This window comes from Hymenobacter puniceus (assembly GCF_014333525.1).
GTDB lineage: Bacteria > Bacteroidota > Bacteroidia > Cytophagales > Hymenobacteraceae > Hymenobacter.
This window is the reverse complement of the sequence record NZ_JACSCX010000001.1, coordinates 294,155-307,801: the sequence shown is the minus strand read 5'-3', so window position 1 is coordinate 307,801 and position 13,647 is coordinate 294,155. Positions and strand designations below refer to the sequence as shown.

At 60.7% G+C, this 13,647-nt stretch carries 12 protein-coding genes; 6 read left to right on the top strand and 6 right to left on the bottom strand.

Translation table 11 applies throughout. The features are described from left to right. Positions 1–251: 251 nt before the first annotated feature. Positions 252–2,804 carry a DUF5916 domain-containing protein gene (locus H8B14_RS01240; RefSeq protein ID WP_187313814.1) on the top strand — a complete coding sequence of 851 codons (2,553 nt, stop codon included), beginning with the start codon at positions 252–254 and terminating at the stop codon, positions 2,802–2,804. Positions 2,805–2,900: 96 nt separating this feature from the next. Here H8B14_RS01240 and meaB read toward each other — a convergent pair whose 3' ends face one another. Beyond that, positions 2,901–3,878 (bottom strand): methylmalonyl Co-A mutase-associated GTPase MeaB, encoded by a 978-nt coding sequence (gene meaB / locus H8B14_RS01235; protein WP_187313813.1) that lies wholly within the window; start codon positions 3,876–3,878, stop codon positions 2,901–2,903. Between the two features lie 145 nt (positions 3,879–4,023). On the opposite strand from meaB, the gene H8B14_RS01230 reads away from it, so the two are divergent. Further along, positions 4,024–5,427 carry a DUF5723 family protein gene (locus H8B14_RS01230; protein ID WP_187313812.1) on the top strand — a complete coding sequence of 468 codons (1,404 nt, stop codon included), beginning with the start codon at positions 4,024–4,026 and terminating at the stop codon, positions 5,425–5,427. Between the two features lie 58 nt (positions 5,428–5,485). On the opposite strand, the gene H8B14_RS01225 is transcribed toward H8B14_RS01230, so the two are convergent. From H8B14_RS01225 to H8B14_RS01210, 4 genes are all read right to left on the bottom strand, one after another. After that, positions 5,486–6,583 carry a TolB family protein gene (locus H8B14_RS01225; protein ID WP_261989841.1) on the bottom strand — a complete coding sequence of 366 codons (1,098 nt, stop codon included), beginning with the start codon at positions 6,581–6,583 and terminating at the stop codon, positions 5,486–5,488. A 265-nt stretch (positions 6,584–6,848) separates the two neighbouring features. Further along, positions 6,849–7,391: an NUDIX hydrolase gene (locus tag H8B14_RS01220; RefSeq protein WP_187313811.1), complete on the bottom strand. Its 543-nt coding sequence runs from the start codon at positions 7,389–7,391 to the stop codon at positions 6,849–6,851. 92 nt (positions 7,392–7,483) lie between these two features. Next, entirely contained in the window at positions 7,484–8,275 is a 792-nt protein-coding gene (locus H8B14_RS01215; protein ID WP_187313810.1) for a M57 family metalloprotease, read from the bottom strand. 119 nt (positions 8,276–8,394) lie between these two features. After that, a complete protein-coding gene (locus H8B14_RS01210) occupies positions 8,395–9,144 on the bottom strand; it encodes a L,D-transpeptidase family protein (RefSeq protein ID WP_187313809.1) in 750 nt (249 codons plus the stop codon). A 161-nt stretch (positions 9,145–9,305) separates the two neighbouring features. Here H8B14_RS01210 and H8B14_RS01205 point away from each other — a divergent pair, with 161 nt between their 5' ends. From H8B14_RS01205 to H8B14_RS01190, 4 genes are all read left to right on the top strand, one after another. Next, entirely contained in the window at positions 9,306–10,268 is a 963-nt protein-coding gene (locus tag H8B14_RS01205) for an alpha/beta hydrolase (protein WP_187313808.1), read from the top strand. A gap of 179 nt (positions 10,269–10,447) precedes the next feature. Continuing rightward, a complete protein-coding gene (locus H8B14_RS01200; RefSeq protein WP_187313807.1) occupies positions 10,448–10,894 on the top strand; it encodes a DUF4174 domain-containing protein in 447 nt (148 codons plus the stop codon). A 50-nt stretch (positions 10,895–10,944) separates the two neighbouring features. Next, on the top strand, positions 10,945–11,604 hold the full coding sequence (locus H8B14_RS01195) for a DUF2461 domain-containing protein (protein WP_187313806.1): 660 nt from the start codon (positions 10,945–10,947) through the stop codon (positions 11,602–11,604). Between the two features lie 64 nt (positions 11,605–11,668). Further along, positions 11,669–12,835: an NAD(P)/FAD-dependent oxidoreductase gene (locus tag H8B14_RS01190; RefSeq protein ID WP_187313805.1), complete on the top strand. Its 1,167-nt coding sequence runs from the start codon at positions 11,669–11,671 to the stop codon at positions 12,833–12,835. A gap of 15 nt (positions 12,836–12,850) precedes the next feature. Here H8B14_RS01190 and H8B14_RS01185 read toward each other — a convergent pair whose 3' ends face one another. After that, a complete protein-coding gene (locus H8B14_RS01185; RefSeq protein WP_187313804.1) occupies positions 12,851–13,591 on the bottom strand; it encodes a DUF2490 domain-containing protein in 741 nt (246 codons plus the stop codon). Positions 13,592–13,647: the final 56 nt, after the last annotated feature.

Here is a 13,647-nt window from a genome sequence, read left to right as displayed (position 1 = left end):
GTGGTATAGTAGCGGTATAGTATCAAAAACAAATATTCAGTTCAAGCAACGGTTGTCAGCCGGGCAGCATCTATTGCCCAAACCAGTCAGGACACTGCCTGGCCTGCCCCCGTTTTAAGCTTGGTGCGCTAGTTATGCCACGCCACGCACCGTGCGTTTCCCTCTGATTTCCACCGTTTGATTTACTTCTCCTCCATCATTCTATCGTGATGCGCCTTCGTGTGTTCTTATTTTTCCTGCTGATAAGCTATATGCTGCTAGGCGGGAAGGCCTTTGCCCAACAAACTCCAGCTGCCACGCCCGTGACGGCCACAACGCTGGCCCCCAAAAAGCAGCTGCAGGCGGTCCGGATTACCGAAGGAATCAAGCTGGATGGCGTGCTCGATGAAGCCGTGTGGCAGCAGGCGCCAGTAGCTACGCAGTTCATTCAGAACCGCCCCAACCCCGGCCCACCCGAAAAGCACCCCACCGAAGTACGCATCCTCTACGACGACGCCAACCTCTACATCGGGGCCGTTATGCACGATATCAGCGCCGACTCCATCCTGCGGGAGCTAACCCCGCGCGACAACTTCGGCAACACTGATTTTTTTGGCATTTTTCTCGATACCTACCAGGACAAACTCAATGGCTACGGCTTTTTCGTGACGACGGGCGGCGTGCAGATGGATGCCCGTTACTCGCCGGCCGGGGGCGAAGACTTCAACTGGAATGCCGTGTGGGACTCGCGCACCAGCATCCGCGGCACCGACTGGATTGCGGAAATGCGCATTCCGTACTCGGCCATTCGCTTCGGCAATCTGCCCGAGCAGCTGTGGGGCCTGAACTTCATGCGGCAGCGCAAAAAAGACAACCAGGCTTTTTTCTGGAACGAGGTGAAGCCCGCCGTGGATGGCTTCGTGAACCAGTGGGGCACCCTCACCGGTGTGCGCGACGTGAAGCCGCCGCTGCGCCTTTCGCTTACGCCCTACATTTCCAGCTACGTCAACCATAACCCGCTCAGCGAAAACGGCGCCCGCCCTACTACCACCAGCTTCAACGGCGGTGCCGATATTAAGTGGGGCATCAACGAAAGCTTCACGCTGGATGCCACGCTCGTGCCCGACTTTGGGCAGGTGCAGAGCGACAACCAGGTGCTCAACCTCTCGCCGTTTGAGGTGCAGTTCAACGAAAACCGCCAGTTCTTTACGGAGGGCACCGAGCTGTTTACCAAAGGCAATCTGTTCTATTCGCGCCGGGTTGGCGCTACGCCCATTGGCTTTTACGATGTGGCCATGAGTGACAAAGAGCAGCTCGTGAAAAATCCGTCGGAAACGCGGCTGCTGAATGCCACCAAAGTATCGGGGCGGACCAACAAAGGCCTGGGTGTTGGGGTGTTTAATGCGCTCAGCAATGATGTGTATGCCACCGTGCGCAACACGGAAAGCGGTGAGGAGCGCGAGGTATTGACGCAGCCGTTCAGCAACTACAGTATTCTGGTGCTGGACCAAAGTCTCAAAAACAACTCCTTCGTTTCGCTGATCAACACCAACGTCACGCGGGCAGGCAGCACCTACGACGCCAACGTGACCGGCGGGCTGTTTCGAATGGCCAACAAGAAAAATTCCTACGCTGTGGATGGCCGCCTGGTATACTCGCGCCGCCGCGGTACGGAGTTCGGCTCCGATAGACAGATTGACGACCAGAATGGCTATAAGTATCAGGTAGGATTTGGCAAGATCAGTGGCGCTTTTACCTGGGGTATCAACCACGGCATCGAGTCCGACCACTACAATCCCAACGACTTGGGCATCCTGTTTGGCAACAACAATATCTCGCAGGGGCTGTACGCCAATTACAACAAGTACAAGCCGTTCTGGAAAGTCAATAACCTGTATAACTGGTTTAACATCAACCATTCGCTCCTGTATCGGCCCACACGCTACCAAGACGTCAGCATTGCCGGAGGCACACAAACTACCTTCACGAAGAGCTTCATCACCACGGGATTTGACGTGAGAATCGACCCGGCGCGCAATGACTTCTACGAGCCGCGCACGTTTCCATTGGGCAAATACTACGTGCGGGTGCCAAGCCGGGCCGGCTTCAGCGCCTATGTGTCTACGGACTATCGGAAGAAGCTGGCCTGGGACCTGAGTGGGGGCACCCGACAGCATGTAGAAGATGAGCGGCTGGACCGCCCACGGCGGGCCAGCTATTCGTTGTCGTTGTCGCCGCGTTACCGGGTCAACAATAAGCTTAATTTCCGGTACAGCGTAGACTGGGAGCAAAACCGAAACCAGATTGGCTACGTGAATGGCGGCCTCAGCAGCAGTGAGCCGCTCGACTCAGCCATCATTCGGCAGCTGGGCGGCAACGTGGCCCTGGGCTTAGCGCCGAAAGACGTGCTGCTGGGCCGCCGGCAGGTAGTTACGGTGTCGAATGTGTTGTCGGTGGGCTACACGTTCACCAACCGTATGTCCTTGACGGTGCGCACGCGCCACTATACCAGTACTGTGCGCTACCAGGATTTCGCACAGCTCCGCCCCGATGGCCAGGAGCAGCTTGTCGACTACCGCCGCAACCGCGACAATACCTACAATGCCTTCAACGTGGATGCCGTGTACTCGTGGTGGTTTGCGCCCGGCTCGCAGGTGAGTATCGTCTGGAAAAACGCCGGCACCAATTTCCTGCAAGCAAACGAAGCCACCCCACTCTACTTCGACAACCTGAGCAATACCATCAACACGCCGCACAACAACAACGTCAGCATCAAAATTCTGTATTTCCTGGATTACCTGATGCTCAAGCCCAAACGCGGGTAGCAACAGCTGATGAAGGTGCGAAAATCCGGTTTGTGCCGAGGCAGGGCTGTAGTTATGCTACGCAAACCCGACCCGTTGCAAACCGGATTTTTTGCGCTACAAGCCCAACAACTCCTCGGCTGCTCCGAAGGCTGATTTGCGGCCGTCCATCACCTGCTGCTCTATCTGCGTGAGACGCTGCGCCACTTCGGGCCGCTGGTAGAAGCGAGTTTCCAGGGTTTCACGGATGGTTTCGTGGAGCCAGTGCAGGTTTTGCTCCTGGCGGCGGCGCTGGAAGTAGTTGCTTTCCTGGGTCTGCTGCACGTAGCGCTGTACCACTTCCCACACCTCCGGCACGCCCTGTCCCGTCACGGCCGAGCTAGTCGTGACGACGGGGCTCCACTGGCTGGGCGCGAGCGGGTAGAGGTGCAGTGCGTTCTGGTACTCGGCGCGGGCACGGCGGGCGGCCAGCTCGTTGCCACCGTCGGCCTTGGTGATGGTCACGGCGTCGGCCATTTCCATAATGCCTTTCTTGATGCCCTGCAGCTCGTCGCCGGCCCCGGCCAGCATCAGCAGCAGAAAGAAGTCCACCATGCCGTGCACGGCCGTTTCGCTCTGGCCCACACCCACGGTTTCCACAAAGATGACGTCGTGGCCCGCTGCTTCGCAAAGCACCAGTGCCTCGCGGGTGCTCTTGGTAACGCCGCCCAGGCTGCGGCCCGCTGGTGAGGGCCGGATATAGGCTTGTGGGTGCGCGGCCAGCTCATTCATGCGGGTTTTGTCGCCGAGGATACTGCCGCCGCCGCGCTGGGAGCTGGGGTCTACGGCCAATACTGCCAGCCGCTTGCCCTGCTCGCGCACCAAGTGCAGCCCCAGGGCCTCGATAAACGTGCTTTTGCCCACGCCCGGCACGCCCGTAATGCCCACCCGTACCGAGCGGCCGGCGTGCGGCAGTACCACGTCCAGCACCTGCTGGGCCAGCGCCTGGTCGGTGGGCAGGGTGCTTTCTACCAGCGTGATGGCGCGGCTGAGTGTGACGCGGTTGCCGGAGAGGATGCCGTCGGCGTATTCGGAAACGGAAAAGCGCTTGGCCATCGGGGCAGAAACAGAGTTGACCGGGGAAAATTGGCCGCTGGTATAGTAAACTACGCGCAAACTACCCCATAATGGTACATTTGACCAACTTTCGCGCCCTACTTATGGCGGGCGTCAGGCGCTAGCTCTCTAAACTACTTTGCCCGTGAACCGGAACTTTACTTCTCTCCTGACAACGGCGCTGCTGATGCTGGCCGCCGCGGCGCCGCTGCACGCCCAGAACGAGCTCAGCAACTTCACGGCCACTGGCCGCGGCGGCGTCAGCACCACCTTCGCCACCGACTACCAGGCCATCGGCATCAATCCGGCCAACCTGGGCCGGGTGGGCGGCTCGCGCGTGGCTTTCACCATCGGTGAGGCCGGAGTGGGCGTCAGCTCCCAGTCGCTCACGCGCGACCAGCTGCGCAAGTTTGTTTACAACACCAACGATGAGCTGACGCCTGCTGAAAAGCGCAGCCTGGCCCAGGCATTCACCTCCGACAATGCCGCCAACCTCAACGCCGACATCACCACGGTAGGTTTGGCCGTGCAGCTGCCCGGCCTGGGCGGTATTGCCGTGAGCCACCGTTTGCGCACCGCCGGCCACGTCGGCCTCAACCAAAACGCGGCCGAGCTATTGTTTCTGGGGAAGGATGCGCCGATTTATGCCAACGCCAGCGCCAGCAATATTCCGCTGGTTTCGGAGGCATTGGCGGGCACCGAAATGCAGTTTGCCGCCACCAGTGAGTTCAATGTGGCGTTCGGCCAGCGCCTGATTGACTTGCCGCTGTTTCAGCTGTCGGCGGGGGCGGGCTACCGCTACATTCAGGGCATCGGGATTCTGGATGTGCGCGTGCAGCCCGGCGACGTGCAGGGCTACAGCTCGTTGTCGCCGGTGTTTAACATCGACTACGGCAATCTGGCTGCCAATCCCAGCTTCAACTTCATGGCCCGCACCAGCGGCCTGCAGCCGGTGGGCAAAGGCAACGGCTTCGATGTGGGCGTGGCGGCCGAGGTGGGCAAGTCATTGCGCCTGGGCTTGGCCGTCACGGACCTGGGCAGCATGACTTGGGACGGCAACCTGCTCACAGCCAACGACCAAAAGCTCAAGCGGCTGAAGTCGGCGGGCATCGGCAGCTACAACTTTATTAAGGAAGCCACCGAAATCTTCGCCTCCGGCACCGACAGCCTGTTTCAGTACCAGACCGGGCTAGAGAGCAAGGCCAGTTTGCCGGCCAAACTGCGCGCCGGCGCCGGCTTCCGCGTCAGCGAGTTCTTTGAGACCGGCCTCGACGTGACCTTGCCGCTCAATAACGTGGCTGGCAACCTCACGTCGCCTTTCGTTGGCGTAGGCGTTGATTACAAGCCGCTAAGCTGGCTGCGGCTGAGCAGCGGCGTGACAGGTGGCGCCGGCTACGGCCTAAGCTTGCCACTAGGTTTCACCATTGCCACCTCCGTCTACGATGCCGGCATCAGTACCCGCGACGTGGTAGGGCTATTGGCTTCCGAAAACCCGTATATCTCCGTGGCTACGGGGTTTCTGCGGTTTAAATTTGGGAAGATTCAGTAGGCTGGAAAAAGAAAGACCGTCATGCAGAGCGCAGCGAAGCATGACGGTCTTTCAATTCTTACTTCCCGGGCTCCGTGATGAAATTGGGGAGGCCCAGCTTGCTGCGGCGGCCGCCTAGCTTCAGGCCATCATCCACGTATCTGGCGGCGTCGGCGTTGGGATTTTCAATGATGCCCAAAAAAGGGTTGTCTTCGCGGGCCACATAGATTTTGCCATCCGGCGCGCGTTGCAGCTGGCCCACTTTACGGTTCGCCGACTTGCCAACGACAGTGGCTTTGCCGGTCTTCAAATCAAACTGAAAAATCTGAGCCTGGCCGCCGCCTTCGCCGTTGCTGGAGCCATAGAGCTTGCTGCCATCCGGCGAAAACTCAATACCGTAAGCTTCGGGGTAAGGTGAAAACACCTTCGGGTTCTTCACCAGCCCGGTGCTGCGGTCAAAGTCGAACACCTCGTAGCGGTTGGCTTCGCGCCACATGGCTACGGCTATCTTACGGCCATCGGGCGAGAATTTCATGGCCCCAATGGCATTGCGGCCCGGGCCGGAGTGCGTGCCGCCTACGTTGCTCAAAATGGGCTTGCCCTGCACGCCATCGGCCGTCACGAGGTAGCTGACAAAGGCATTGGAGTTCCAGCGGTGCGCCACCACCCACACGTCGCGGCCGTTTTGGTGGCGCACGGCGGTAAGCTTCTCTGCTACTGGCGAAACGAGCAGGATGTTGGCGCGCGGCACGTCGCCGAGGCCGTTGTCGCGGGTCATGTCTACCACCGAGTAGCGCAGGCCTTCTTTGCCACCCTGGGCACCTACCGTAAATAGGTAGAACACGTTGCCGCTGCCCGGATCGGGCACGATGAGGGCGCTCTGGGTGCTGGCGCTGGAGCCCGTGAGCTTGCGGCCGTTGGGCATGATGGTGTGCTGACGGTTGAAAACGTTTTCACCGTTGGTGTAAAACAGCAACTGCCCCTGCGCGTTGGTGGCCACGGCCGAGCCCTCGTAGGTGGTCATTTTGCTGGTGAGCAGGGGCGTGGGCGCGCCGCCATCGGCCGGAAACGTGAGGCCCGCCTGCTGGCCAAACAGCCAGATGGATTGTTCGCGCTGGGCCTGGGCTGTACCCGAAAACAGCAGCGTTAGTATCGGCAGCAGCAAAAGACGTTTCATGGAAGTGGTGGTAATCGTCATAGGATGCAGTGAAATGCAATTTCGTGCCAGAATATGTTAGGTGATGAAAGGATGGCGTAATGAGGTGAAAAGCGCGAGACTACAACGTCGAACGTTATTCGGAGCGTATCGAGGAATCCTGCGTGCTGACGTTGTGGTGCCGTTGATTGCTACGCTAGCAAAATTCCTTGACTGCGGCTTTGCCTACGCTCGGAATGCCGCTCAGCTTCGGTGCCTATCACTGTATCAGCTCAGAACTCAGAAATCAAATGTTCCACTCGCCGGCCAGCAGGCGTGGGAGCAAGGGCTGCAGAATGCGGTAGCTGGCACCCCACAGCGGTACACTGCTTTCTACGCGGTAGAAGGGCACGCGCTGCGGGCCAGGCCAGCCAGCTAGCTGCCACGTCTCCTCGAAGTGGTTGGCGGCATCAGCAAGGTGCAGCAGCGGAATTTCCAGCACTTCCTCAATCTCGCGGGTCTGCCACTGCCAGGTTTCGGGCCGCCGGATGCCCCCCAGAAATGGCGAAATGCGGAAGCCGGTAGGAATGGCTACCGTAGGCAGCGTCGCCAGAATGTCTACGTTGGCGGCGGGCAGCCCTACTTCCTCTTCGGCCTCTCGCAGAGCCGTGGCCAGCAACGAGCCGTCGGTGGGCTCGGGCTTGCCACCCGGAAACGCCAGCTGCCCGCCGTGCACCCCAAAGTTGCTGCGGCGCACCATCACCAGCTGCAGCTGGCCGGCGGCGTCGCGGAAAACAGGCACTAGCACGGCCGAGTCGCGCAGAATTTTAGGAATCGGGAAATCAGGCATAACGCAACAGCGCCGACGCGGGCAAATCCGCGTCGGCGCTGGCAAGGTACGGCCCCGCACTGGTTTGGGGCAACGAAGGCAGTACTATGCGTTTAGTAGATGTAGCCGAGGGCCGTGCGGTCGTTGGCGTTGAACGGGCGGTTCTGGCCGCTGCCGATGCAGGCCAGCATCCACGAGTTTGGGTCGGGGCCGGCTGGCGTGCCGGGTATCAGCACTGCGCCAACGGTGCTGGCGCCCTCATTGGAGGTGGCGCCGCCGCAGCTGTAGCTCCGGTCTGTGTAGTCGGTGTGGCGGAAGCCGATGCAGTGGCCGATTTCGTGGGCCAGGATGGTGGCAATGTAGGTGGTGGGGTTGGCCGTGCCAATGGCCCGCGAGTTGACTTTCACTTGGTTGAATGGCTCGCCGGCGCTGGTGGGGAAGCCCGCCGACGCCAGGTAGCTGCCGCTGGCCCGCACGATGCTGATGTTGCCGCCCGAGCTTACCCGCGAAAAGGTAATGCGCAGGTTTTCGGCGTTGAAGCGGTTCACTACTTCATCAATTGCCGTGACGTAGGCGCTGGGCAGTTGGTTGGACACGCTGATGGTAATGTTGCGTGTACCGCTGACGGTGTTGGTGGTGCGGTACTGCTCATCCTGGCCCACACGCAGCAGCTGCACGGCCGCACGGTTGTTCAGGTCAGCTGGCGAGAGTGCAATATCACCTTCCACCAGGTAGTTGCCATCTTCGTCGCGCTGCACGTTTTCAGCACTAAAGCCGAGCTGCCGGATTTGCGTCAGGGCGTCGGCGCTGATGTCCTGGGCCTGGTTTACGGCGGCCTCTTTGTCGGAGCAGCCGCTCAGTAGTACGGCCGTGGCCAGGGCGGTCAAAATTACGGGTGCTTTCATGCGCTACAGTTGGTTTGGTTGTGGAACGATGGAGTAATATAGGTAATTAGTCGATACGGCAGACTACCAGCAGATTGAAAGAAGTGGAGCATTCTGCAGCGCTTTGCACCTACAAGCCCCTAGCGTACCGCGTAGCTTCCCTGCTCGTCCACGTCCATGTGCGGCACCTGGCGGTTGTCCTCGAAATACTGATAACCGGCTGCCAAGCTCTGCCAGAAAGCCAGGTGCGGGCTGGCTACGCGGCGCGCCAGATTTTCGGCCGTCATTTCAAACGGAAAAATGTGAACGGCAATATCCGTCTGTCCGGCGGCGCGGGCTTCCACTGCCAGTACGTAGAGTTCCTGCATATAAATATCGGTGATGGGCAAACAGCCGATAGTGACGTTGGAGCCGTGCAGGAAAATGTCGCCGCCAGGGTCGGGCGCGGTATAGCGCCGGTCGGCAGCGTTGGGGTAATCAAGCCCCAGCGACAACAGATACTCGCTGTTAGGGTTGAACCGGTCTATGGAATAGAAGCCTTCCGGAATCTGCCGGTCGCCGGACTGGCGCTTGGGACCCAGCGTGCCCGAGGTGCCGGCCAGGCGGTAGGTGCGCAGCAGCACAAACTGGCCTATGCCCTGCTCGCGGCCCCATACTTCCACCCGCCGGCCCACCTTAAACGCCCGCACAAACAGCTCCAGTCGCTCGGGCCGGATATCGTTGTGGTGCAGTAGTTGGTGCAGCGCAGCCTGGTGCAGGGAATAGGCAGTTCGGACTCGCTCGAAGAGCAGCTGCTGCTGGCGGAAACCCGGGTCGGGCGTGAGGGCATTAGAGGCCGGGGCACACAGCGTGAGCAGCAGGGCAGCCGCCAGCAAAGCAAGTAGGCGCATGTAGTGTATCAGGGAGAAAGAGAAACCGGCAGGGTGGAGAGGCCGGCAGGGCAGAGGACAGGCAAAACGCCTGTTGGCGCACGCGTAGTATCGGCTGAAGTATATATAGTGTGAATTTTGCGGCAGCTAGCCGGTGCGTGCCTTATTTGCGTACTGCGGACATGGCATTTTCTTCAGATCCTGGCCTATATACTCCCGACCTGCTGGGGCCCGACTTCGAGCAGCGTCGCCTGCCGCAGCCGCCCGACTACGAAGGGCCGGTACAGGCCGTGTTGGTGCGCGCTGCTGCACCGCTCACCACCACGCGGGCTGTGCTGTATGTGCACGGCTTCAACGACTACTTTTTCCAAACCGAAATGGCTGCGCAATACACAGCGCACAACTACCGGTTTTATGCGCTGGATTTGCGCAAGTACGGTCGGGCCATTCTACCGCACCAGCACCCTAACAACGTGCGCAGCCTCACCGAGTATTTCGCCGACCTGGATGCTGCCCTGGCTGTGCTGCGTGCCGAAGGCGCAAAGCAAATAGTGCTTAGCGGCCACTCTACTGGCGGACTGATTGTGGCGCTCTATGCCGCGGCACACCCAAGAGTTGTGGCGGCACTGGTGCTGAACAGTCCGTTTCTGGAGTTGCACCAGCCGCGCCTCAAGCGGCTGGGCGTGCCGCTGCTCACGGCGCTGGGGCGGGTGTGGCCCAACCTGCGCGTACCGGCCGGCCTGTCCGATGCATATGGGCAAAGCCTGCACCAAGCGTACCGCGGCCACTGGGACTATAACCTGGCCTGGAAACCCAACCATGTATTTGGCGTGAATGCGGGCTGGCTGCGCGCTATCCGGGTGGGGCATGCGCAGGTGCGGGTAGGGCTGGGCATTGCGGCGCCTGTGCTGGTGCTACACGCCAGCCGCACCGCCAGCGGCCGGCAGTGGTCCGATGACTTCCAGCGGGCCGACATTGTGCTCAACGTAGCCCATATCCGGCAGCTGGCGCCGCGCCTTGGCTCTCAGGTTACGGTGCGCGAAATCCCGGATGGCATTCACGACCTGTTTCTGTCGGCTCCGGTAGCGCGTGAGCAGGCCTTCCGGACCGTATTTGAGTGGCTGCAGCAGACGCTGCCGGCTTGAGCTTGCGTGCCTAGGCTTGCATGCCGAAGAGCGTAGACAGCCAGATGGCATCCGCCAGACCGTCGTATCAGGTTCACCGAAGCACAATTTTGCTTGAACATGCACTACATAGCTGTCCGGCATTTTGTGGCCGCTGCTGCCCACGCAAAACATGCGCCGGGGCCAATTGCTTATTCTCTATGCGTTCAGCTGTTGTATGTGCCTGCCTGCTGGCAGGTTTCTTCATGAGTATTGAATTGATGCAGGCCCAGACGGTTGCCAGCTCCAGTTCTGTAGCGGCGCTGCTGAAAGCAAGCCGCTGGCAGAAGCGCGTGCTGCTGCTCTACGCGCCTACCGCTACTCACCCCGCGCTCCAGCAGCAGCGCGAGTTGCTGCGCGACGTAGCGCCCGAGCTAAAGGCCCGGCAGCTGCTGGTACGTGAGCTTATCGGCAGCGAGCTTTCAACTGATGACGCGCGCTGTCTGACAACGCAGCTCAAGGTAGCTTCGGGCGGGTTTACCGTACTGCTGATTGGGAAAGACGGTGGCGTAAAGCGCCGTAGCACCCGGCCGTTGGCGCCCGGTAGCCTGTTCTCCACGATTGATGCCATGCCCATGCGGCAGCAGGAAATGCGCCGGCAGCTGTAGCTACTAACACCCTTCGCACCGGTATAGCCGGACTGGCACTTGCTCTTTCTATGAATACCACACAACTGTTTGCTTTTCTCTCGGAGCTAGCCCACCACAACGAACGAGACTGGTTTCAAACCCGAAAACCCACTTACGAACAGCTCCGCCGCGAATTTGAGGAGGCTGTAGCCGGTTGGCTGCGCGACCTGACCGCCTCTGATACCCGCTTGGCTGGCCTGGAACCCAAAAAATGCATCTTCCGCATCTACCGCGACGTGCGTTTTTCCAACAACAAAGACCCCTTCAAAACGCATTTCAGCGCCTATTTCTCGGAGGGTGGCAAGGCGGGCACCGGCCCCGGCTACTATGTGCAGCTAGGCCCACACGGCCAAACAATGCTGGCCGGCGGTATTTATGTGCCTGATAAAGAACAGCTAATCAGCATCCGGCAGGAAATAGACTACAACGGCCCGGCACTTCATGCCCTGCTGCACGCGCTGGCATTCCAGCAGTACTTTCCGGGCTTGGGCGGCGAAAAGCTGAAAAGAGCGCCCACTGGCTACTCCACTGACCATCCGGATATAGAATTGCTTAAGCACAAAAGCTTTGTAGTGAGCCACCACATTCCCGATGCTACTGTGCACCAGCTCGACCTTGCCACCTACGTGCCCGCCGTTTTTCGGGCAATGCAGCCGTTCTGCGAATTTCTGCGCGAAGCCGTGGAGTAGTCCGCCGCGAGGTGCCTGACTGCTGCTGCTATTTCTACCAGCTGTTTGCCGCTTACCTTCGCGCGTGCTCAGTTCGTTCACCCACGATGTTGTGATTGTTGGCGCCGGCCCGGCCGGGGCGGCGTGTGCGCTGGCCTTGCGCCACAGCGGCCTGCGCGTGGCGCTGCTGGACAAAGCCGGCTTCCCGCGCGACAAAATCTGCGGCGACGCTATTCCCAGCCCCACGCTGCGCCACCTGCGCCGCCTCGATGCCGCCTATGGTCCCGAACTGGACGCACTGCTGGCCCCGCACCGCGCCGATACCCGCTACAGCCGCCTGCTGGCGCCCAACGGCCGCACGCTGCGCATCCGCTGGCACAACCCGGCCTTCAACTGTGCCCGCCTGCATTTCGATGATGCGCTGCTGCGGTTGGTGCGCCGCCACACCACCACCGACATACTTGAAAACCACACCGTGCGGCGCATATTGCCTGATGAAGCCGGCGTAACAATTCAGCTGGCCAGTGAAGGCCTTGCACCGCTGCGGGCGGCGCTGGTTATCGGCTGCGACGGGGCCAATTCCGTGGTGGCGCGCCAGGTGGGTGCCGCCCCGCAACTCGACCGCGCCTACCACTGCGCTGCGGTGCGCGCCTACTACCAGGGCGTAGCCGAAGCTCCCGCCGACACGTCAGACTTCTACTTTCTACGCGAGTTTGGGGCCGGCTACTGCTGGGTATTTCCGGTAGGCAACGGGCGCTACAATGTGGGATTGGGCGTGCTGTCAGAGGAAGTGGCGGCGCGCCGGCTTGATCTGAAAGCGGAGCTCCGCCATTTGCTGAACACGCATCCTCACCTGGCTCCGCGCTTTGTGGGTGCTGAGTTGCTGACGCCCATCAGCGGCTTTGGGCTGCCGCTGGGTGGCTCCGGGCGGCCCTTGCACGGCCGCCGCTGGCTGCTCTGCGGCGACGCTGCCGCGCTTATCGACCCGCTGCAGGGCCACGGCATCGACAAAGCGCTACACAGTGGTTTGCTGGCTGCCGAGCAAACGTTGCGCAGCTTCCAAACCAACCGCTTCGACGCAGCTTTTCTGGAAGAATATGCCCGGCAGGTAGAGCAGCACATTGGGCGGGAGCTAACCCGGCGCTACCGCCTTATGCAGTTTCTGGCCGGCAAGGCGTGGCTGGTAAACCTGACAGTGCGGGCCGCTGCCTGGCCCTGGCTGCAGCGCCGGCTGGTGCGGGCTGTGGGCTGAGGCTACCTCACCCTGCTACTCGCCTTTGTCGGCCCGGAAATCGGGGTTGAAGTTGAGGCTGATTTGCAGCGTGCGGTTGCGCTCGAACACCACGCCATCGTCGTGCTGCACAATCTGGTTGAGGTAGCTGGCCTCTATGCCCAGCGCTTCTGTCATCTGGTAACCCAGGCCCCCATACAGGCGGTTTTGGTTGAACACCTGCGCCACGCCGGGGCCATAGGCCAGAAACACTTCATCAGACGCCAGTGCATAGAGCGTGTTTGGCCCGATGCGGGGCTTGGTGAGCGGAAACTGCAGCTGCAGGCGGTAGCGGGAGCGGTAGTTGCGGGGCGCGTATGCCGGCTCGCCCGGGTTGCGCAGCCAGCGAAAGTCTTGGATGTAGCGGTGCGTGAGTTGCAGGCGCCCGATTTCATCCTGCAGATCGGCGCGCAGGTAGAAGCGCCGCTCATGGGTGCGGCCCGTATCCGGATAATCGCCGTAGGGCAAGGAGAGCAAGTACACGTAGCCGGGCGTGAGCGTGAGCTGCTTGGTGGCGTGGTAGTTCAGTCCCAGCCGGTAGAAATACTGCTGTGGGTCGCGCAGGCCATTGGTGCGGCGCAGCTGAAACTCGGTGTGCACCCCCCAGCGCCTGGTCAGGCGGGCGTCGCTGAACCACGCCAGCCACACGTTGTGGTTGCGGTCCTGGATGGAGTTTGGCGGCTCGGTTTGGGCCTGGCTTGCGGTGGGAAGCAGCGCGCCGGCCAGCAGGCTTGTCACAAATAAAGAAAAAGTACGCATCCCCAGCCTAACGGAATTCCGGTGCGGGGAGATGT

What these genes read in the sequence shown, in the direction of transcription:
- H8B14_RS01240 (WP_187313814.1), top strand. Translation starts at nt 252, where the DNA reads ATGCTGCTAGGCGGGAAGGCCTTTGCCCAACAAACTCCAGCTGCCACG.
- meaB (WP_187313813.1), bottom strand. Translation starts at nt 3,878, where the DNA reads ATGGCCAAGCGCTTTTCCGTTTCCGAATACGCCGACGGCATCCTCTCC.
- H8B14_RS01225 (WP_261989841.1), bottom strand. Translation starts at nt 6,583, where the DNA reads ATGAAACGTCTTTTGCTGCTGCCGATACTAACGCTGCTGTTTTCGGGT.
- H8B14_RS01220 (WP_187313811.1), bottom strand. Translation starts at nt 7,391, where the DNA reads ATGCCTGATTTCCCGATTCCTAAAATTCTGCGCGACTCGGCCGTGCTA.
- H8B14_RS01215 (WP_187313810.1), bottom strand. Translation starts at nt 8,275, where the DNA reads ATGAAAGCACCCGTAATTTTGACCGCCCTGGCCACGGCCGTACTACTG.
- H8B14_RS01210 (WP_187313809.1), bottom strand. Translation starts at nt 9,144, where the DNA reads ATGCGCCTACTTGCTTTGCTGGCGGCTGCCCTGCTGCTCACGCTGTGT.
- H8B14_RS01205 (WP_187313808.1), top strand. Translation starts at nt 9,306, where the DNA reads ATGGCATTTTCTTCAGATCCTGGCCTATATACTCCCGACCTGCTGGGG.
- H8B14_RS01200 (WP_187313807.1), top strand. Translation starts at nt 10,448, where the DNA reads ATGCGTTCAGCTGTTGTATGTGCCTGCCTGCTGGCAGGTTTCTTCATG.
- H8B14_RS01195 (WP_187313806.1), top strand. Translation starts at nt 10,945, where the DNA reads ATGAATACCACACAACTGTTTGCTTTTCTCTCGGAGCTAGCCCACCAC.